The organism is Corynebacterium jeddahense (assembly GCF_028609865.1).
In the GTDB taxonomy this organism is placed as follows: Bacteria; Actinomycetota; Actinomycetes; order Mycobacteriales; family Mycobacteriaceae; genus Corynebacterium; species Corynebacterium jeddahense.
In genome coordinates, this window is sequence record NZ_CP063194.1 from 253429 (window position 1) to 271009 (window position 17581).

Here is a 17581-nt window from a genome sequence, read left to right on the forward strand (position 1 = left end):
CAGGTGGGCTTCTCGCATGAATGGAGAACAATTGTGGCAACCACTATCACGCTATCCGGCCGACTTTCCGATGTCACAGACCGGAGCATTGAATCCGTAACCAAGGTCACGGTGAAAGCACCAGCGTACCGCCCTGGGCCCGACGTTGACATCATCACTTCTCAGCCCGCAGTGGTCGACGTGCCTAACGATGGGCGAATCACCCTTAATGTTGTGGCTGGGGTCGGATGGCTGTACCTGGAAGGCGACGGCTGGACCGACAGCATTCGGTTCGTCGCTGCTACTGGCATGACTACACTATGGGAAGCAGTGGTCAACGCGCTGCCGAACTCTGCAATGCTCGCGGATCTCTTGGAGGGGATGCAAGCCGCTGGCATGGCGATAGAGGAAGCTAAGCGCAAGGCCCTTCTGGCGCTTCGGGAAGAAGCTGTAAAAGCGAGCTTGACGTGGAATCGTGGCAAGCCGCCGCAAGGAGAATCCCCGGAGCAGTGGGAAAGTGGGCAAGGCCGGCAGGGGATTTGGGACATTCCAGATTGGAGTAGCATCACCGTTCTGAAAAACCTAGGGTATAACCCGCCCGCGGACATGACACCGCATTTCCTCATGCACATGGATAGGAGCTTGTCGGGCGCGTCAGGCTCTGTTCAGATTGCTTACACAGCCGACGGTAAGGCAACGCTGTACAAGAGGTCCAGAGAATATAACAAACCATGGGGACCGTGGGGCCGGTTCAATGCGTTTGGAACCGGAAACGCCTTGGACTTTCGGGGGGATATAGCGGCAGCGGGAAAGACTCCAAATGACTTAACGGGTGCGGATAACGGTGTGTGGATGGTGACCGATTGGGGAAACTTACGCTATGCAGCCGCTCGCGGATACCAACCTCCACTTGACGCAGCACCTCATATGATCCGCCACGAGGAAAACTCGAATACTAAGCAGGCGATCCAAACTGCAACGTACATTTTCCGTCAGACGGGAGAGCAGTTTATCCGTACCAAGGTGTACGGAAAGAGTACTTGGTCGCAGTGGCAGCGGCGTGACACTACCGATCTCTCGGCGACGAACCGAACAGCGGTGCTGGCTATAGGCGACTCATGGGTGGAAGGCGGAGCGAACAATGTTCTGTGGACCGACGGTGCAGCGTGGGCAGACAGACTCGCACAGGAACTCGGGGTAGCGGTAAAGAATGCGGGTAAGGGAGGTGCGGTTGTAGATGAGACCGCCCTCGCGGTAGGTGCGCGCCGGACATTCCTCAAAATCAAGGGTGGAATAATCCCCGGTGAGGGCGAGAGCGTCGAGGTGACACTGAACTGGTCACCGGCAATTAGATCGCCTCGGTGGTTCTCTGCAGAAGGATTCTGCGCAGGAGCTCGAGTATTCCTCGAGCAGAATGGCGTGACTGGTGCGTGGACGTTGAGGCGTGGAAAAGACAAAGCGTTGAACGGGATGCCTTTGACTGTGGGGGACGGGTGGATTGAGTGGCAGTCCGGTCTCTCGATTACATACGGATCGTGCCCGACGATTCTCCACATCGGCATCAACAACACAGGCGGCACTAGGGGTCCGCATCCAGAAATGATTGATCATGTGGTGGCTGGGATTGGGCAGATTGTAGATTCCAGACCAAATCGAGCACACGACATCATCGTCATGTCCATCACTCCACACTACGGGAAAAAGTACAGCTTAGATGTTGTCACCGAGATCAATGCCCGTTTAAAGGCAGCGTACCCCCGGCAATTCTTCGACAACTTCGGATTCCTCAAGGACCTTGGCGATGCTGGCGCAATGCAAATGGCGGGACTGACGATCACCGACGGCGACCGGGAGGACGTTGCGAATGGGTTTGCCCCTCGCTCGCTCTACCCAGCTGGCGAAGTCGTTCACGTTGACAAGCCAGCCCACGCTGCTATCGCGAAAAAACTCGCCGAGTTCATCCGCAACCGCGGCATGGTCGCTACCTAAGCAGGAGGACATCGTGTTTTTACCGCTCAAACGTGGCACGTTCAACCTTGCGTCTGAATTCGGACCGCGTATTAACCCCGTCACCGGACGCCAAGAAGGCCACTCCCGCGGGGTGGGGGACGATGGTGAGTTTCCATCCCGAAGTGCTCGGTGGGGAAGGCAAAGTAGGTGTCGATGAGGTCAAGGACTTTTTGCGTTGGCTGGCAAGGAAACGTGATGAAGGGAAGATCACCCTGTTGACGCTTCGAGACATTGCATTCGCTCAACCCGCCAGCTAAGCCCCGCAACCGCGGGGCTTTTCTCATGCCCAAAAACAAAGGAGGCCACCGTGACCATCTTCGGCATTGATATATCCGAGCACCAGGACGGCCTGTCGCTCACCCGTGCCAAGCAGGAGGGCATCGAGTTCGTCATTCTGCGGCTCTGCGATGGCACCTACCGAGATAGGACGTTCGGCTCCCACCTGTACGACGCGGAGCGCAACGGCCTGCTCGTCTCCACCTACTGGTACCTCCGCGCACCATCGGAGGGAACCTCGATCGCGCAGCAAGTCGACGTCATCGACCAGCAGATGGGCGGACGCCGCGACCTCTCCGTCTGGATCGACGTCGAATCCGTCGATCGCGCCGGGCGGAAACTGCTCACCGCGGCCGACGTTCACGCGGCAAAGCACGAGCTGGAGCGCCGCGGGTACTACGTCGCCGGCATCTACTCCGGCGCGTGGTACTGGGAGCTCATGCCCGGCGGTGAACCGTCGATGGCGGGGCTGGGGAATCTGTGGGTGTCAAACTACGGACACAACCGCACCGGCACCCCGCGGGCGACCTACGACCGGGACAGCGGCGACGGGCACCGCGGCTGGTCATATCCGTTAGGCGACCGCCGACCGGCCATTCTCCAGTTCGGCTCCAACGGAATCGTCGCCGGCCACCACCCGGTCGACGTCAACGCTTTCTGCGGCGCCCGCGCCGAACTTGCCGCCATCTTCAACCCACCACCAGCCACAACCAAGCCAAAGGAGGTGCCCGTGACGTTCGAGAAGGTGCTGCCCTACCCGCGCACCCAGATCACCCAGGAAACCGGCTACTGGTGCGGCCCCGCCAGCGCGCAGACCGTCATCTTCTCCACCGGCAAGCTGATCGAGGAGTCGGAGCTCGCCCGTCGCCTCGGCACCACCCTCAACGGCACCGACTGGATCGGCTCCTTCCCCGCGGTGCTCAACGACTACATCGACGGCGCCGAGTACGTCCACGTCGAAATGCCGAACGACCCGCCGAGCCGCGAGGAGAAGGAACGGCTGTGGCAGCACCTCGTGGATTCCATCACCGCGGGCCACGGCGTGGTCGCCAATATCGTCGCGCCGCCGTCGAACTACCCGCGCGCGGTGGCGCCGTCGACGATCTCCCCGGCGTATGCCGGCGGGTGGGTGTCCCACTACGTCGCCGCGATGGGCGTCGCCCAGGACGCGGACGGCCGCCGGCGGGTGTGGATCGCCGACAGTGGATTCGCCCCCTACGGCTACTGGATCGACTTCGAGCAGCTGTGCTCGCTGATCCCGCCGAAGGGCTACGCCTACTCCAAGACCAAGGTGCCGGCCCCGTCGTCCGGCTCCACCCGCATCACTCAGCCCCAAGGAGGCATGCTCATGGCACTTACCGACGACCAGCAGCGCGACCTGTACGAAAAGGTCACCCGCATTCACCACGAGATGACGCACCGCTTCGACTCCCGCTACGACCTAGATCTGCTCGAGCAGGGGAAGATCACGCCTGCCGACGTCCACAAAGAAACGCTTGTGGGCTACATCCTGAACCTCGACCGCAAGATCGAGGATATCCACCGCAACATGCTGCCCACGCTTGCCGCGGCATTCAGCCGCATCTTCAAGGGAAGGAAGTAGACCATGACCCACCGCATGCAAAACGCCCGCAACGTTGTGGGCACGCCGTGGTGGCTGCGGCTGTGCCTCTACGTCGTCGTCGCAATCGGCGGCCTCATCGCCACCGCGCTCGGCCTGGTTGAGCCTGCCGACGTGGACAACTGGCTCGCCCAAATTGTCTCCCTCGGAGCGCTGATCGGCGGCGGGATGGCGGCAGTGCACGTCGAGAAGCCCGCCCGCGAAACCACACCGGACGAGGGAGGCCTGCTCGACGGGTTCACCGCCTACCCGCAGGAGGTGCACGGTGCCCAATAGATGGTCGCGAGCGAAAGTGAGCGGGTACGTCGAGCGCTACCTGCCGCGGCTGCTCGCGGTCGCATGGGCGGCCTGGGCGGCGGCCACCGCCGTTGCGTACGTCCACCTCGTGCCGAAGCAGCTCGAAGCTGTCGACGGTGCGATCGCCACTCCAGTGTGGTTGTTGTGGGCCGTCGCCGCCGTCGCGCTCCTCCTGGGTGTGCTCGTGCCGTCCAGAGCGTCCGATCGGGCAACGGACTGGGCAAGCTGGCTGCGCATCATCGGCATGATGATCGTCACTGCCGAGCTCGTCATCTGGTCGGTCGCGTTCTTCGTCGACGAGCCCCGCGGCTGGGTATCCGGCAAAAACTACGCCATGCTTCTGGTCAACGCCCTGTTTTCCACATGGATGATTGCCCGCGAGCGCGCGCGCGTGAAGCGGGTGGTGCCCTATGGCCACTGAAATCGTCGTCGGCATCATCGCCGGTATCGCTGGTGTCGCCGGCGCCATCATTGGCTTCCTCGGCAAGCGCGACGAGACCCGCCAGTCCGCGTCTGAAGCGCTCATCACCGGGCAGGCGTCGCGCATTGACCGACTGGAAGGACGCCTCGACGCCGTCGAAGCGGCGCTCCGCGAGACCCGCGCCGAGCTGCACGCTGTCCAGTCCCATGCCGGCGATCTCCGCGACGCACTTCGCCGCGCGCTCGCCTGGATCGCAGAGACACTAGAGCATCAGGCATCGCCCGACACCATCGCGGCGCCGCCCGCCCCCGACATCGACACCTGGCAAGCGCTCGTCGACACGCCGCCGCGAGCCAGAAACCCGCCCAAGTAACCCACCCAGACCCCCGCCCCGCCATCGCGCCGGGCGGGGGTCTTCTTGCGTCTCAAAAACAGAACGTTTAGAACCCCGCACCGAGCACACACCGAGCACGACCACTAACGGTGCTGGTCAACGCTCTAAAGCACAGATCTCGTAATGAGAAGGTCGCGAGTTCGATTCTCGCAGGTGGCTCAATTTTTTTGTCCAAGCCCGGGCAGGAACCTCGGCACGACCTTGCCCACCGCGTTGCGCGGCAGCGTATCGACGAAGTGCACGTCCCGCGGAATCGAGTGGTCGGCGAGGCGCGAACGCACCCACTCGCGCACGCCATCCTCGGTGACCTCGGGGTGCCCCTCCGAGCGCACGATCCACACGGCGATGCGCTTGAACATCGCGTCGTCGTCCACACCGTGCGCGTACACCTCGGCGACACCGGGCATGTCGTCGAGCACCTCGACCACGGACTGCGGGTGCACGTTCTCCCCGCCGACGATGATCATGTCGTCGTTGCGCGACTGCACGTGGAGGAACCCGTCCGCGTCGAAGTAGCCGAGGTCGCCCATCTCGATGAGCCCGTCGATCTCCACCATCGGCGTGTCGGGGTTGGTGTAGCCGCGCAGCGCCGTCTCGTTGTGCAGGAAGATGCGCCCGGTTTCGCCGGTGGGGACTTCGTGCCCTTGGTCGTCGTAAAGCTTGAGCACCGTGCCGGGCGGGACCTTGCCCACGGTGGTGGGGTCGGCCTGCATCTGCGCGGGCGAGGCGGCGGCGGCGAGCGCGAGCTCGGTCGAGCCGTAGATGTTCGCCAGGATCGGGCCGAAACGCTCGGTGGTGCGCCGCAGCAGCGCGGGCGTGACGGCGTTGCCGGCGGTGGCGAGGTAGCGCAGCGAGGAGGTGTCGTAGTCCTCGTCGAGGTCGAGCATCTGCTTGAAGAAGATCGGCGAGGAGATCAGCCCGTCGCAACGGAACGCCTCGATCTGCCGGAAGCACGCGTCGGGGTCGAAGACGCGGCGGGTGACAATCGTCGAGCGCGTCGCCAGCGCCACCTGCAGCGCGGACCAGCCCCACGTGTGGAAGATCGACGCCGTGAGCTGCACCGTGTCGCCCGCGCGCCACGGGATCGCCTCGAGGTAGCCCGCGACGACGAACGGCAGCTTGGGCTCGGGCCGCACGATGCCCTTCGGGATGCCGGTGGTGCCGGAGCTCATGAGCACGAGGTTGCCGTGCTTCGGCCACCGGGGCAGTTGCGTATCGACGTCCCTCCGGTTCACAATCTCGCGCAGCGAAAGCCCGGTGCCGTTGTCCTCGAACGCGCGGACGACGGTGGCGCCTGTGTCGGGGATACGGTCGGCGAACTCGTCGTCGACGAAGAGGACGTCGATGCGGTTTTCGGCGATGATGCCGCGCAGTTGCTCGCTGGAGGAGCCGATGTTGAGCAGGAAGATGTGCCCGCCGGCGTAGCCCTTCGCGCTGAGGGGGAGGACGATGCCGCGGCCGTTGCGGGCCATGACGCCGATGCGCAGCTCGTCGAGGCCGCGTTCCTCCTGCAGCGCGATGAGCCACCTGGCGAGCGCGCGGGCGTCGTCGCGGAGTTGGCGGTAGGTGAGGGCGCCAGCGTCGTCGATGAGCGCGAGGCGGTCCGGGACGGCGGCAGCGCCCTGCTCGATTTCGCGGGCGGTGGTGAACCAGTAGCGGGCAAGGTTGGGCGCGAGGGCGAGGGCCGCGCGCGGGCCGCCCTCCGCGCTGACCATGCCGGAGCGGACGACGGCGGGCACGAAGCGGGCGAAGGAGCGCAACACGAACAGCGGTCGGTGGGTGGGTCGCATGAAAGTAATGTAACCTATGTTGCGCATGTGTCCCCTGTGAAAGGCTTCCCGTGTCTATTTCCCGCCGCATCGCCGCCGCCGTTGTCGCGGCCGCCGCCCTCTTTACCCCGCTCGCTCCCGCCGCGCAAGCGCAGGAGCGCAACATGGTCATCTTCGGCGACTCCGTCATCGCCGACCCGAACGTGCCCACCTGGGCCGCCGGCAAGCTGGGCCTGACCCCGCAGGGCCGCTCCGACAACGGCACCTGGTGCCCGACGTCGCCCACAAACTGGGGCAAGCGCTCCGCCGGCATGCTCGGCCTGACGCCGCGCGACTACTCCTGCACCGGCGTGGTCACCATCTCGAAGGGCCCCGGCTTCTTCCAGCAGGTCGACCGCGCAATCGCGGACCGCGGCCTCTCGCCGGCGACCGCCCGCGTCATTATCTCCGTCGGCTTCAACGACACGTACAACAACACCTCGCGCCCGGACGCCGACATCCGCCGCGACTTTGTCAACTACATGGTCCCGCAGATCCGCCGCATCAAGGCGGCCGCGCCGAACGCCCGCATCCAGATCGTGGGCTACCCGAAGATCACGGACGGCGACCGCGTCTGCCTCTTCCACATCGCGCCGAACACCTCCGACTGGACCCGCTACCAGGACGTCCAGCGCTGGGAGAACCTCGCGCAGTGGATGGAGGTCGACGCTGCCCGCGCCGCCGGCGTGGAGTTCCTCGACCTCAAGCCGTCGACCTGGAACAACAACATGTGCGCCCCCGACGACAAGCGCATGTGGGCCGGCATCGTCGACTTCTACGCCGGCCCGGGCAACCTGCCCATCCACGTCAACCAGCGCGGACACGAGCACGTGGCAAACGTCATCGCGCGCTCCTAGTGTTGGAGGGCATGACACAAACTGTTCAAGGAGTAATCGCCCGTTCCAAGGGCGCGCCCGTCGAGGTCGCAGACGTCGTCATCCCGGACCCGGGCCCGCACGACGTCGTGGTGAAGGTCAAGGCCACCGGCGTGTGCCACACCGACCTGGCCTACCGCGACGGCGACATCGCCGACGAATTCCCGTTCCTCCTCGGCCATGAGACGGCCGGTGTCGTCGAAACGTGCGGCGAGGACGTCACGCACGTCGAACCCGGCGACTTCGTCGTCCTGAACTGGCGCGCCGTGTGCGGCGAGTGCCGCGCCTGCCGCAAGGGCGACCCGAAGAACTGCTTCAACACCCACAACGCTTCCAAGCGCATGACGCTTGCCGACGGCACCGAGCTCACCCCCGCCCTCGGCATCGGCTCCTTCGCCGAAAAGACCCTCGTGCACGAGAAGCAGTGCACCAAAGTGGATCCGGAGGCTGACCCGGCCGCTGCGGGCCTGCTCGGCTGCGGCATCATGGCCGGCCTTGGTGCCGCGGTGAACACCGGCGACGTCCAGCGCGGCGAAACGGTCGCCGTCTTCGGCCTCGGCGGTGTCGGCCTCGCGGCCGTCGCGGGTGCGGCGTTGGCGGGGGCAACCACGGTGATTGCTGTAGACGTCGATAAGCGAAAGTGCGACGCGGCCCTCGAGCGCTTCGGCGCGACCCACGCGGTCTGCTCGAAGGACATGGAGGAGGACGCGGTGATCGAGCGCGTGCGCGAGCTCACCGGCGGCTTCGGCGCGGACGTGACCATCGACGCCGTGGGCATCCAGCCCACCTGGCGCCTGGCGTTCTACTCCCGCGATTTCGCCGGCCGCATGGTGATGGTGGGCGTGCCCAACCAGACCGACCACGTGGACATCCCGGCGATCGACCTGTACGCCCGCGGCGGCTCCATCAAACCCGCCTGGTACGGCGACTGCCTGCCGGAGCGCGACTTCCCGGCGTACGTGGAGCTGTACAAGCAGGGCCGCTACCCGCTCGGCGAGTTCGTCTCGGAGCGCATCGGCATCGGCGACATCGAAGAGGCGTTTGCCAAAATGAAGCGCGGCGACGTGCTGCGAAGCGTGGTGGAGTTCTAAATGCGCATCGACAACGTGGTTACATCCGGCCTGTTCAAGCTTGACGGCGGCGAGTGGGAGGTGGACAACAACGTCTGGATCGTCGGCGACGATTCCGAGTGCTACATCATCGACGCCGCCCACAACGCGCGCGCCATCGCCGACGCCGTGGGCGGGCGCCGCGTCAAGGGCATCCTGGCCACCCACGGCCACTCCGACCACATCGACGCCGCCCCGGAGCTGTCGTGCCTCGTCGACGCGCCGGTGTACCTGCACCCGACCGACGGGTTCCTCTGGCAGCGCCAGAACCCGGGCGTGCACTACCGCCAGCTTCTCGACGGCGCGACGTTCCCCATCGCCGGCACCGAGCTGCGCGTGATGTCCACGCCGGGCCACTCGCCCGGGTCGGTGGTCATCTACGCCGAGGAGGCCGGTGAGCTCTTCTCCGGCGACACCTTGTTCCAGGGCGGACCGGGCGCGACGGGGCGGTCGTTCTCCTCGTTCGACACCATCATTCATTCGCTGCAGAAGTCTGTGCTGGACCTGCCGGCGGAGACGGTGGTGCGCACCGGCCACGGCGACCACACCACCATCGGCGACGAGGCCCCGCACCTGGAGGAGTGGATTCGCCGCGGCTACTAGCGCGGTTGCTTAGCGACGTTCCTCCGGCGCACCCTCCGCCACCGGTGGCTCTGCGTTCTGCAGCGCCACTGCCCGCGCGAGGCGCGCGTAGCGCAGTTCCTGCTCGCGGAAGCGCGTCCAGGTGGAGATGGTGGTGAAGAAGAACGCGATCACCAGCACGTACAGCATGAGGTCCGTGCCGCGGTCCACGCCGAGCCAGTTGGCGAGGACGGTGACGTCGTCGGGACGCGCGATCGCCCAGATCGCGGCCACCATCATGAGCGCGAAGCCGATCTTCACCCACGCCTTCGCGTTGGCCTTGCGGCGGTTGGCGAAGAAGTACCACGCCAGGCCTACGACGGCGAGCAGGAGCAACGCTTGGATCACGGCAGCCTCCTTGCCACGAGCCCGTCGGCGAGGATGTTCACGCCGTTGATCAGCGATTGCCCCTTCGACATCGAATACTCGGTGTAGAGGATGTCGACCGGCTCCTCGTCGACGCGCCAGCCGTTCTTCTCGATCATGCCGACGATCTCCGAGGCGTGCGACATCCCGTTCATGCGGATGTTCATCTCTTCGGCGACCTTGCGGTTGAACGCGCGCAGGCCGTTGTGGGCGTCGGAAAGCCCGAGCTTCTTCGTGCGCGGGGAGAGCAGCACCACCGTCTTGAGCACCACCCGCTTGATCCACGGCACCTGCGAGTTGTCCTGGCCGGCGAAGCGGGTGCCCACGATGATGTCGAGCGGCTCGGTGCGCAGCCGCTCGACCATGCGCACGACGTCTTTCACCTGGTGCTGCCCGTCGGCGTCGAAGGTGACGAAGTACTGCGCGCCGGGCTGGACGCGGGCGTATTCGACGCCCGTCTGGATCGCCGCGCCCTGGCCCAAGTTCACCGGGTGGTTGACCAGGTGGGCGCCGGCGGCGCGGATCTGCGCCGCCGAGTCGTCGCGGGAGCCGTCGTTGACCGCGACGATGTTGGGGAACGTCTCGCGTGCGTGCGAAAGGACATCAAAAATGACCGTGCCCTCGTTGTAGCAGGGCACGATCAGCCAGGTGTCGTCGAATCCGCTCATATCAGGCGATACGTTACCCCGCGTCGTGGAACAAGGCCGCATACACGCGCCGAAGTAGCCCCGCCGGTAGCGCGCGGTACGCGGTGCGGGCGGCGAGGTTGAACGCCGCTCGCGGCCGCGACACCAGCCCGTACGAGACCAGGTTGCGCTGCATCTGCGCCTCCGCGGCGAGCATCTCGCGGCCGGTGCGCCGGGCGAACTGCGCGTCGGTGACCTGGAAGTCGGTGAGCGGCTCGGGCAGGTTGCGCACCTGCCAGCCGCCCGCGATGAGCCGCGCGTAGAGGTCGTAGTCCTCCATGAAGTGCACGTCAACGTACCCGCCGACCTCGTTGACGGCGCGCGTGCGCAGCATCACCGACGGGTTGTTCACCGGCGAGTTCATCTTCGCGTAGGCGTGCGGGTTCTCCGGCAGCGCGCGCACCTTGCCCGTGTCGCCGGGGGTATCGCGGAACTCCTCCACGGCGGTGCCGAGCGCCCCGCACTGCGGGTGGGCCTCGAGGTACTCCAGCTGCCGGGCGAAGCGCTCGGGCTTGGCGGCGTCGTCGGAGTCCAGGCGGGCGGTGTAGTCGGCATCGATCGTCGCTAAGCCGGCTTGCGACGCCGGTCCCGCGCCCACGTTCTCCGGCAGCCAGATCACCCGGGCGTCCTGCTTCTCGACGACCTTCCGGACCCCCTCGCTCACCGGCCCGTCCGCGACGATGACGAGTTCGTCCGCGGGCCGGGTCTGCGCCGCCAGCGAGTCGAGCGCGCGCTGCAGGTCGTCGGCGTCGGTGCCGTGGTAGACGGTGACGAGTGCGGTGATGGTTGCCATGGTCAGTCCCTTGCTGCGTCGAGGAGGTAGCGGCCGTAGCCGGACTTCATCACGGGCAGCGCGAGCGCCTCGAGCTGCGCGGCGTCGATGAAGCCCTCGCGGTAGGCGGCGACCTCGGGGGAGCCGATGACGGTGCCGGTGCGTTTTTGCAGCACCTCGACGTACGCGCTGGCCTCGCTCATCGAGTCGATGGTGCCGGTGTCCAGCCACACGTCGCCGCGGTGCAGGCGGTGGACCTTGAGGTCGCCGCGTTGGAGGTACGCCTCGTTGACGGAGGTGATCTCGAGCTCCCCGCGCGCGGACGGTGCGATGGATTTCGCGATCTCCACCACGCTGTTGTCGTAGAAGTAGAGGCCGACGACGGCGAAGTTGGACTTCGGCTCGGCGGGCTTCTCCTCGATCGACAGGGCGGTGCCGTCGGCGTCGAACTCGACGACGCCGTAGCGCTGCGGGTCGGACACCTCGTAGGCGAAGATCGCGCCGCCGTCGATGTCGCGGATCTGCCCGAGTACCCCGGACAGGCCGGCGCCGTCGAAGATGTTGTCGCCGAGCACGAGGGCGACCGAGTCGCCGCCGATGAAGTCCTCGCCGATGAGGAAGGCCTGCGCCAGGCCCTCAGGCCTCGGCTGCTCGGCGTAGTGGAGCATGATGCCGAGGCGTGAGCCGTCGCCAAGCAAACGCTCGAAGTTCGGCCTGTCCTCCGGCGTGGTGATGATGAGGATCTCCCGGATACCCGCGCCGATGAGCGTGGACAGCGGGTAGTAGATCATCGGCTTGTCGTAGATGGGCATGAGCTGCTTCGAGATGCCCTGGGTGATCGGGTAGAGGCGCGTGCCCGAGCCGCCGGCGAGGATGATGCCCTTCATGAGGTGCGAGTCTAGCGGGGCCGGGGAGCGGTAACGCGCACGCGAAACGCCCGACGCCGTCTCGCGCGAGCGCGGTGGCGTTGGGCGTGCAGGCCCTGCGACTAGTTCAGACCGGGGATCTGGATGCCGAGCTGCGGCGCGGCGACGACCACGAGGCCGATCACTGCCAGCAGCGCTGCGATCACGCCGAAGATGATGCCGGCGGTGGAGGAACCCTGCTCCTTCGCGGCGTGGTCACCGGTCGACGGCTTCGTGTCCGTGTTCGGCTTGGACTGTGTGGAGTCGCCCGTCGACGGCTGAGTGTTCGGCTTCGGTGCCGGCTTCTCGGTGTTCTTCAGCCAGGTCATGGACGTGTTGCCGCCGCGGAGGCAAGCATCGCCGGCCTGGGCGTAGAAGGTGAGAAATGGGTCGTAATTTCGGAGTACGGCGCCGGTTTCGGTCTTGGCAAGCGCCTTGTAAAACGATTGCATATTCGCTGAATCCCCGAGGGTCCCGCCGAAACCGTAAAGAAGCGTGAACAAGATGACGACGTAATTCGCGTCTTGCCCTTCGTCCGGAACGGCATCGACCGAGCGTGCCTCCACCTCCATCGAGTCCTCGATTGCGGAAGTCTTGGTTTGCTGGTGGACAAAACTCTGGCCGTATTCGGCTTTCGCGCGGGCTTTGAGGTACGACTGAGCAAGTTCGTCCGTCATGCCCGCCATAGCCAGCAGTGAACGGTGATACCTCGTATCGAGGTTGCGGTATGCAGCGTCGAACGCCGCTTCGCTCGTGTACCCGGACAGCTCATTCTTGTGCGCTGCGACGAAGTTGTCGCCATAGCCTCGCACGTTATATGCCTGCTCGATGGCCAAGGCGATGTCGCGGTAGGACTTCCAGGCCGGGAAACTGTCTAATGCCGTTTCAATGCGCTTGAGGTCGGCCTTCTCAGCAGCAGTGAACGTGACCTTGCACTTGTTCTGGTCTAGCGGGCCAACCTGTGCAGCGTGTGCGGGGACGACGGAGGACAAGGCGACAGCAGAGGCGGTCGCAAGGGCGACGAGGCGGGACTTCTTCATGGAAGGCTCCTGAGGAATGGGTGTTGACCGGATAAGTATAAACCTCCGGCAACCTGCACGCGCGCTGTCGCGAAATCAACTTGCCACCTGCTTAACACTCCACATACCACTGTGGGAAGTAGGTGTTATGTGGAGTGTTATGTTGCTACCGAGTCCGACGGTAGCGCTGGCGAGGGCTGCGCTGTGGCTCAGTTGGCTCGGCGAGTCCCTGTTCCAAAAGCTGGTTGAGGGCCTTCTGGACGGCGGTTCGGCTGAGCCCAGTGGTCTCCTTGAGTTCCGTCGTGGACCAGGACGCGCGCTCGTTGAGTAGGCGGTTAACCTGCTCGTACGCTGTTTCGTGCGTCTCTGTGACCGCCACTTTCCGCTTGTGGAATCTCACCGTGAAATGCGTCAGCGTATTCGTAAATTCAGGGGGTGGCATCAGTGCCTCCGCGGTCGCAGACCTCATCACCGCGATTCCGGTTCCACGGTTCTCCGCGACTGTGCCGCCGCCGGAGAAATGCATGTCCTCGAGGAACGTCGAAAGAAGTTGGTTCCGCGACGTTGATACACCTGGCTGTCCGAGGTTTTCGGGGGTCACACCTCCGAATAGCCCGCCCGGGTTGGAGATTTCTAGTCGGTCCACATACATGTCGATCTGCACCGGGGTGCCAAGCGCAGTGGGGGAGTAGTCGCGGTGCATTAAGGCATTCACGAGTGCTTCTCGTACCGCAACCGCGGGATAGTCGGGAACGTCCTTACGAAAGACCCCCTCGATAAGCCCGGCAGTGCGCATATTCTTTTCGACGAGCCGGACGCCCTCGTCAACCATCTCTGGGATTGGCCCCGTGATGCGGGCGCTGTCGAGGAGGCGAAACCCCTCAGTCACGTCCCCCTTCCCTGTGCCCGGGTAAAGGGCGAACGTCACCGCGAGGCGGGGGTAGTACTGCTGCGGGTACTCGCCCATCGTGAGCAGCGACGCCAGCGTCGGGTGCTCCCCGCGCATGACTTGAAGGCGTTGAAGCGCAGTCGGCATCCCGTCGGCAAACGTCTTCGCCCGCGCCGCCTGCTGCTTCTCCGTGAAGCTGGAGAGCAGTTGTGCATCGAGGTCTGCGAGGGAAGCTTCGTCCACTGGTGTGCGGTCCCACGACGGTTGGCCCTTGTTTTCGACGATTCGATCCACTTCATATTGGGTGAGCTTGCGTTCGCTTTCTCCCGCTCTCACGTAGCTGCCCTTGTACAGTCCACGGTCCGTGACGTAGCAGGGTTTATCCTGCAGTTCCATCTCCGGCACCTCGGCGACGAGAACTTGACCAGACTCAAACGGCACGGTGGAAATCTCAGCCCGGACCGGCGGGGTGAGTTTCTCGCAATACGTCGTCAGCGCGTCGCGCGCCGCTTTCGGATCGAAGTCCGGGACCGGGGTGAATCCGCTGGCTTCGCTCAGCCCGGCAATGATGATCCCGCCGCCTTGGTTGGAAAACGCGCTTAGCGTCTCAAGGACGTTTTTCCCGATGCCTGACTTCGCCTCCACGCGAGAGCTCTCAGAGCCGATCGCGCGGAGCTGCGCGACGATCTCCGCCACCTCCTGCTGTAACATAACACCCAACTTAACACTCAACATAACACTGTGGGAAGTAGGTGTTATGTTGAGTGTTATGTTGCTATAACCCCTGTTCAGCGCAGCGCGACGTAGAGGGCGAGCGCCGCCCGCCAGTTGGAGGGTGCGAAGCCGGTCGCCTTGATCTTGTCCAGCGCGAGCGTCGATTCGCGCGGCCGCGGCGCCTCGGCGCCGAACTCCGCGCCGTACTGCTCGGTGGTCACGGGGTGCACGTCGGACGGGTCGCAGCCCATCGCGATGTAGACGGCCATCGCGATCTCGTCGCGCGTGGCGGCGTCGCCGTCGGACGAGATGTTGTACACGCCGTACTCCGCGCCCGTGGCCAGCAGGTGCGCGATGCCCTTCGCCAGGTCCTCGGCGTAGGTGGGCCGCCCGCGCTGGTCGCACACCACCTTCGGCGACACGCCCCGCTGCGCGAGGTCCGCCATCGTCGCCATGAAGTTCTTGCCCTCGCCGAACACCCAGCTCGTGCGCACGACGTAGTGCCTGCGGGCGACCTGCGCCGCCGTGTCGCCAGCCGCCTTCGACGCGCCGTACGCGCTCAGCGGCGATGCGGTCTCGGCCTCGTCGTGCACCTCGAGCGCGCCGTCGAAGATGTAGTCGCTGGAGACGTGCACGAGCGTGAGGTCGTGGGCATTGCTTATCGACGCAAGCTTCGCCGGAGCGTCCGCATTCACCCTCCATGCCCCGGCCCGGTCGTTCTCCGCGCCGTTGACGTCGTTGTACGCGGCGCAGTTCACGATCGCCCAGTACCCGGACCAATCCAGCTCCGGCGGGCGCGTGATGTCAAACTCCGCGTGGCCGATAAAGTGCGCCTCCGCATCCGTCCACACCTTGCGCAACGCCCGGCCGAGCTGGCCGTCCGCGCCCGTGACGAGGATGCGGCGCGGGGGGAGCGGGACGGCGTCGCAAAGCATGGGGTGCGAAAGGTCCTTCTCGGAGAGCTCGGTGGGTGTCAGCGGCCAGTCGATCTCCCGGTACGAGCAGAACGCGCCGCCGGGGGAGTAGCGCTGGTTGACCAGGTAGATGTACGTCGTCGCGTCCTCGAGCGCCTGGAAGCCGTTGGCCACGCCGCGCGGGACGAACACGGCGGTGTCCGGCCCGATCTCGCAGGTGAACTTCTCGCCGTACGTGGGCGAGCCCTCGCGCATATCCACCCACGCGCCGAAAACGCGCCCGGTGGCCACCGAGACCCACTTGTCCCACGGCTCGGCGTGCATGCCGCGGGTGGCGCCGCGCCGGGCGTTGAAGCTCACGTTCTGCTGCCGCGGCGAGAGCTTCTGGCCGGCCCAGTTCTCCTTGAACCAGCCGCGGTTATCCTCGTGCAGGGTGAGGTGGTGGACCTCGAGGCCTTCAATGGGAGGGTTGTGGCTATTCACGGCGCGCGACTAGAAACCCAGAATCTTCCGAGAAGCCCGAGTATTGGATTCTGCGCGCTTCCGGGCCTTTTCCGCATTGACCCTGCGGCTCGCTTCAAGCCGCTGTCGGAGAGCATCAACGGTTTGTTGATCCAGTTGGATTGCCTTTGCGGGATAGCTGGTGCTCATCTCACTCACTCCTTTGTGGGTCATAGTCGGTCGGCGGCATCCCGAAACGCTGCGAGCAAGCGTGCCGTTGTCAGAAGATTGGCCTCATCTCGCTCATCAAAATCCATGCTCATCGTGGTATCTACGGTGAGCAAACCATACGCCAGGCTACCACCTGATCCCGAAACTGAAGCCGACACTGTTATCCCATTTTGGCGTTCAGTTTCCGCATTGGACCGCCACCAGTAGTAGCTTTCGCCCATGCCCCATAATTCCCCCTTTTTCCCAGGTCAGTGTATCACTGTCCCCTCTGGGCGTATTGCTTCTCGACGTCTCCCTTGCCCGCCTCCCACCACCAGCGGTTGTCGGCGTACCACGCGATGGTCTGCTCGAGTCCGGCGCGCAGGTCGGTGTACCGCGGGCGCCAGCCGAGCTCGCGGCGGATCTTCGTGGCGTCCATGGTGTAACGCTGGTCGTGGCCCGGCCGGTCTGCGACGTGGATGTAGTCCCCGCCCATGATGTCGCAGATCGTCTCCACGACCTGCTTATTCGTCCTCTGTGGCTGGTCGGCGCCGATGTTGTAGGTCTCGCCTAGCCGCCCGCGCTCGAGGATGGCGAGCACGGCGGCGTTGTGGTCGTCCACGTGGATCCAGTCGCGCACCTGCGCGCCCGTGCCGTAGAGCTTCGCGGGCTGGCCGCACAGGATGTTCGTGATCTGGCGGGGGATGAACTTTTCCACGTGCTGGTAGGGCCCGTAGTTGTTCGAGCAGTTCGAGATTGTCGCGGCCACCCCGAACGAGCGCACCCAGGCGCGCACGAGGTGGTCGGAGCCGGCCTTCGTCGCGGAGTAGGGCGAGGAGGGGTTGTAGGGCGTGGTCTCGGTGAACGCGTCGGTGCCGCCGAGGGCGAGGTCGCCGAACACCTCGTCGGTGGAGACGTGGTGCAGCCGCGTGCCGTGCGCGCGCACCGCCTCGAGCAGCGTGAACGTGCCCACGAGGTTGGTCTGCACGAACGCGGACGGGTCGCGCAGCGAGTTGTCGTTGTGGGATTCGGCGGCGAAGTGGACGACGGCGTCGGTGGCGGACACGAGCTCGTCGATAAGCGGACGCTCGCAGATGTCCCCCTCGACGAAGTCGATGCCCTCCGGAAGGCTCGCGCGGTTGCCGGCGTAGGTGAGCTTGTCCACGACGGTGACGCGGTAGCGTTGCGACGCCATCCGGACGAAGTTCGCCCCGATGAACCCCGCGCCCCCGGTGACCAGCAATCGTTCCATGG

At 65.1% G+C, this 17581-nt stretch carries 18 protein-coding genes; 9 read left to right on the forward strand and 9 right to left on the reverse strand.

Annotated elements, in window-relative coordinates:
- Window positions 1-33 precede the first annotated feature (33 nt).
- The 6 genes from CJEDD_RS01185 to CJEDD_RS01210 are packed head-to-tail and all read left to right on the forward strand — an operon-like array spanning window position 34 to window position 4977.
- Window positions 34-1968 carry an SGNH/GDSL hydrolase family protein gene (locus CJEDD_RS01185; RefSeq protein WP_157034409.1) on the forward strand — a complete coding sequence of 645 codons (1935 nt, stop codon included), beginning with the start codon at window positions 34-36 and terminating at the stop codon, window positions 1966-1968.
- A 32-nt stretch (window positions 1969-2000) separates the two neighbouring features.
- Window positions 2001-2246, forward strand: coding sequence for a hypothetical protein (locus tag CJEDD_RS01190; protein WP_157034408.1), 246 nt, complete (start codon window positions 2001-2003; stop codon window positions 2244-2246).
- Window positions 2247-2296: 50 nt separating this feature from the next.
- Window positions 2297-3868, forward strand: a complete 1572-nt coding sequence (locus CJEDD_RS01195) for a GH25 family lysozyme (RefSeq protein ID WP_232297669.1) — start codon at window positions 2297-2299, stop codon at window positions 3866-3868.
- A 3-nt stretch (window positions 3869-3871) separates the two neighbouring features.
- Entirely contained in the window at window positions 3872-4162 is a 291-nt protein-coding gene (locus tag CJEDD_RS01200; RefSeq protein ID WP_042405685.1) for a hypothetical protein, read from the forward strand.
- A 16-nt stretch (window positions 4163-4178) separates the two neighbouring features.
- Complete coding sequence (locus CJEDD_RS01205; RefSeq protein ID WP_042405683.1) at window positions 4179-4604, forward strand: hypothetical protein; 426 nt, start codon at window positions 4179-4181, stop codon at window positions 4602-4604.
- The gene (locus CJEDD_RS01210; protein WP_042405682.1) at window positions 4594-4977 is read left to right on the forward strand and encodes a hypothetical protein; all 384 of its coding nucleotides are present in this window, start codon (window positions 4594-4596) and stop codon (window positions 4975-4977) included. The genes CJEDD_RS01205 and CJEDD_RS01210 overlap by 11 nt, the downstream gene beginning before the upstream one ends.
- A gap of 179 nt (window positions 4978-5156) precedes the next feature.
- On the opposite strand, the gene CJEDD_RS01215 is transcribed toward CJEDD_RS01210, so the two are convergent.
- Window positions 5157-6788: an AMP-binding protein gene (locus CJEDD_RS01215; RefSeq protein WP_042405681.1), complete on the reverse strand. Its 1632-nt coding sequence runs from the start codon at window positions 6786-6788 to the stop codon at window positions 5157-5159.
- Window positions 6789-6838: 50 nt separating this feature from the next.
- Between CJEDD_RS01215 and CJEDD_RS01220 the strand changes: the two genes are divergently transcribed.
- Genes CJEDD_RS01220 through CJEDD_RS01230 form a run of 3 tightly spaced genes read left to right on the forward strand, consistent with a single transcriptional unit; the run spans window position 6839 to window position 9393 of the window.
- Window positions 6839-7663 carry a GDSL-type esterase/lipase family protein gene (locus tag CJEDD_RS01220; RefSeq protein ID WP_042405680.1) on the forward strand — a complete coding sequence of 275 codons (825 nt, stop codon included), beginning with the start codon at window positions 6839-6841 and terminating at the stop codon, window positions 7661-7663.
- Window positions 7664-7674: 11 nt separating this feature from the next.
- On the forward strand, window positions 7675-8772 hold the full coding sequence (locus CJEDD_RS01225; protein WP_042405709.1) for an S-(hydroxymethyl)mycothiol dehydrogenase: 1098 nt from the start codon (window positions 7675-7677) through the stop codon (window positions 8770-8772).
- Window positions 8773-9393, forward strand: a complete 621-nt coding sequence (locus CJEDD_RS01230) for an MBL fold metallo-hydrolase (protein WP_042405679.1) — start codon at window positions 8773-8775, stop codon at window positions 9391-9393.
- A gap of 9 nt (window positions 9394-9402) precedes the next feature.
- On the opposite strand, the gene CJEDD_RS01235 is transcribed toward CJEDD_RS01230, so the two are convergent.
- The 8 genes from CJEDD_RS01235 to rfbB form a co-directional block, all read right to left on the reverse strand.
- Entirely contained in the window at window positions 9403-9759 is a 357-nt protein-coding gene (locus CJEDD_RS01235; RefSeq protein ID WP_042405678.1) for a DUF2304 domain-containing protein, read from the reverse strand.
- Complete coding sequence (locus tag CJEDD_RS01240; protein WP_042405677.1) at window positions 9756-10445, reverse strand: glycosyltransferase family 2 protein; 690 nt, start codon at window positions 10443-10445, stop codon at window positions 9756-9758. Before CJEDD_RS01240 ends, CJEDD_RS01235 begins: the two co-directional genes overlap by 4 nt.
- A 13-nt stretch (window positions 10446-10458) precedes the next feature.
- A complete protein-coding gene (locus CJEDD_RS01245; protein WP_273657573.1) occupies window positions 10459-11256 on the reverse strand; it encodes a glycosyltransferase in 798 nt (265 codons plus the stop codon).
- A 2-nt stretch (window positions 11257-11258) separates the two neighbouring features.
- Window positions 11259-12122, reverse strand: coding sequence for a glucose-1-phosphate thymidylyltransferase RfbA (rfbA, locus tag CJEDD_RS01250; RefSeq protein WP_042409231.1), 864 nt, complete (start codon window positions 12120-12122; stop codon window positions 11259-11261).
- 101 nt (window positions 12123-12223) lie between these two features.
- A complete protein-coding gene (locus CJEDD_RS01255; RefSeq protein WP_042409228.1) occupies window positions 12224-13180 on the reverse strand; it encodes a hypothetical protein in 957 nt (318 codons plus the stop codon).
- Between the two features lie 145 nt (window positions 13181-13325).
- Window positions 13326-14768 carry an ATP-binding protein gene (locus CJEDD_RS01260; protein WP_198133018.1) on the reverse strand — a complete coding sequence of 481 codons (1443 nt, stop codon included), beginning with the start codon at window positions 14766-14768 and terminating at the stop codon, window positions 13326-13328.
- Between the two features lie 68 nt (window positions 14769-14836).
- Window positions 14837-16159 (reverse strand): sugar nucleotide-binding protein, encoded by a 1323-nt coding sequence (locus CJEDD_RS01265; RefSeq protein ID WP_042409225.1) that lies wholly within the window; start codon window positions 16157-16159, stop codon window positions 14837-14839.
- Between the two features lie 445 nt (window positions 16160-16604).
- Complete coding sequence (gene rfbB / locus CJEDD_RS01270) at window positions 16605-17579, reverse strand: dTDP-glucose 4,6-dehydratase (protein ID WP_042409223.1); 975 nt, start codon at window positions 17577-17579, stop codon at window positions 16605-16607.
- Window positions 17580-17581 lie beyond the last annotated feature (2 nt).

Excerpts from the sequence above, each read along its gene's own strand:
- CJEDD_RS01200 (WP_042405685.1), top strand. The coding sequence starts at position 3,872 with ATGACCCACCGCATGCAAAACGCCCGCAACGTTGTGGGCACGCCGTGG.
- CJEDD_RS01245 (WP_273657573.1), bottom strand. The coding sequence starts at position 11,256 with ATGGCAACCATCACCGCACTCGTCACCGTCTACCACGGCACCGACGCC.
- rfbA (WP_042409231.1), bottom strand. The coding sequence starts at position 12,122 with ATGAAGGGCATCATCCTCGCCGGCGGCTCGGGCACGCGCCTCTACCCG.
- CJEDD_RS01215 (WP_042405681.1), bottom strand. The coding sequence starts at position 6,788 with ATGCGACCCACCCACCGACCGCTGTTCGTGTTGCGCTCCTTCGCCCGC.
- CJEDD_RS01210 (WP_042405682.1), top strand. The coding sequence starts at position 4,594 with ATGGCCACTGAAATCGTCGTCGGCATCATCGCCGGTATCGCTGGTGTC.
- rfbB (WP_042409223.1), bottom strand. The coding sequence starts at position 17,579 with ATGGAACGATTGCTGGTCACCGGGGGCGCGGGGTTCATCGGGGCGAAC.
- CJEDD_RS01230 (WP_042405679.1), top strand. The coding sequence starts at position 8,773 with ATGCGCATCGACAACGTGGTTACATCCGGCCTGTTCAAGCTTGACGGC.
- CJEDD_RS01255 (WP_042409228.1), bottom strand. The coding sequence starts at position 13,180 with ATGAAGAAGTCCCGCCTCGTCGCCCTTGCGACCGCCTCTGCTGTCGCC.
- CJEDD_RS01225 (WP_042405709.1), top strand. The coding sequence starts at position 7,675 with ATGACACAAACTGTTCAAGGAGTAATCGCCCGTTCCAAGGGCGCGCCC.
- CJEDD_RS01240 (WP_042405677.1), bottom strand. The coding sequence starts at position 10,445 with ATGAGCGGATTCGACGACACCTGGCTGATCGTGCCCTGCTACAACGAG.